The sequence below is a fragment of the Marinicrinis lubricantis genome (genome assembly GCF_042658665.1).
In the GTDB taxonomy this organism is placed as follows: Bacteria; Bacillota; Bacilli; order Paenibacillales; family KCTC-33676; genus Marinicrinis; species Marinicrinis lubricantis.
Map to the genome: position 1 here is coordinate 1 of NZ_JBHSQV010000073.1, position 1273 is coordinate 1273.

At 50.6% G+C, this 1273-nt stretch carries 1 protein-coding gene; it reads right to left on the bottom strand.

Annotated features, from left to right (window positions below; genetic code table 11):
* Nucleotides 1-39: 39 nt before the first annotated feature.
* Nucleotides 40-1233, bottom strand: coding sequence for a transposase (locus ACFPXP_RS08100; RefSeq protein ID WP_379893730.1), 1194 nt, complete (start codon nucleotides 1231-1233; stop codon nucleotides 40-42).
* Between the last annotated feature and the right edge of the window lie 40 nt (nucleotides 1234-1273).

The window sequence follows — 1273 nt, forward strand, 5'->3', positions numbered from 1 at the left end:
AAATGGGCAGACCTGCAGAATTTCTGGTGAATCAAAAATTTAAGCGACGGCTTTCTTAGACTGACGAGCCATTGCTAGCGCAGAAGCGAGCAACACAACGGCGTTTAGGTATTGGTGAGTCGTAACCTTCTGAATGCCCCAGACGTGCATGACGTCTGCGGTCAGATATGTTTTTAATCGGGAGTTACATCGCTCCACGCTTGTTCTTTCGTTATAAAGCTCCTTCCAGCGTTTCGTGTCCCGGTGTGGACTCGAGTAGCGCCTTAAATCGCTTTTCGTATCGACTTTGACGACCATTCCATAGTTGGAGGATGAACAGGCTGCCATACCCAGCGGACATTCAATCTTGCCTGTGGCATGGGGACAGCGGAATTTCAGGTGATCACCATCGGCTCCCCAATAGGTCATAGGGAACCCCATCGAACAGCAAGGTGTACCACTGGATGTCATGCCCGCAGGCGGTTCCTTTTCGTTGCGAAGGTTCATCGGAATAATCGCCTGAGCCTTTACGTTCCGCGCTGCTTCGTAGTTTTTCAGTTGGTCATAACCAGCATCAAGAATAAAGAACTTCACTTTCGTTCCCGCAGCCACTTGTCCCATGAGCGACGGAGCCATATCGCCGTCGTTGACATGAGCCGGTGTAACGGAGAGCGCCATCGGCAGCTCGCTTGCGGTGTCAACGGCAAGATGAAGCTTGTAGCCAAACCACTTGACCTTGTTGCCAAACGAGTCGAACTTCGCGCCCCAGTTGGCATTGCCCGTCAGCTCGCTTTTCCGTTTCGGCTGCTTCACCTCATAGGCATGAATGGCTGCACTATCGATCGCAACATGACCGCCGTCAATGATTCCTTCCTTCTTGCATTGTGCGACGAGATCTTCAAACAGGCGCTTAGCCAACCCCTTGCTGGTTAATTCAGCGAACACGCGGCTTAATGTCGCGATAGAAGGGGATTCACGATCCAGTCGAAGTCCACATTGATAACGAAAGCGAAGGTCGACATCTAAACGACGATGTAGACCCGTGAATGTATCGATATTCTCCAGCGGTGCAGCAAGCAGCGCACGAAGAATCCCTTGCCTGCAGTGACCGTCGGCGCCTCGGGGTGAACGACTTCTCAATTCCTTGGCATAGGGTCGTAAGTCTAGGGCACTGAAAAAGATAGGCAATCGTTCCTTGGATTCAAGTTTTTGAAGCTCATCAAAGGAAAATAGACTTTCTTGGAGAATATACAAGTGACTTCACTTCCTCTCGGAGTTTTTGGGTTTGGTCACT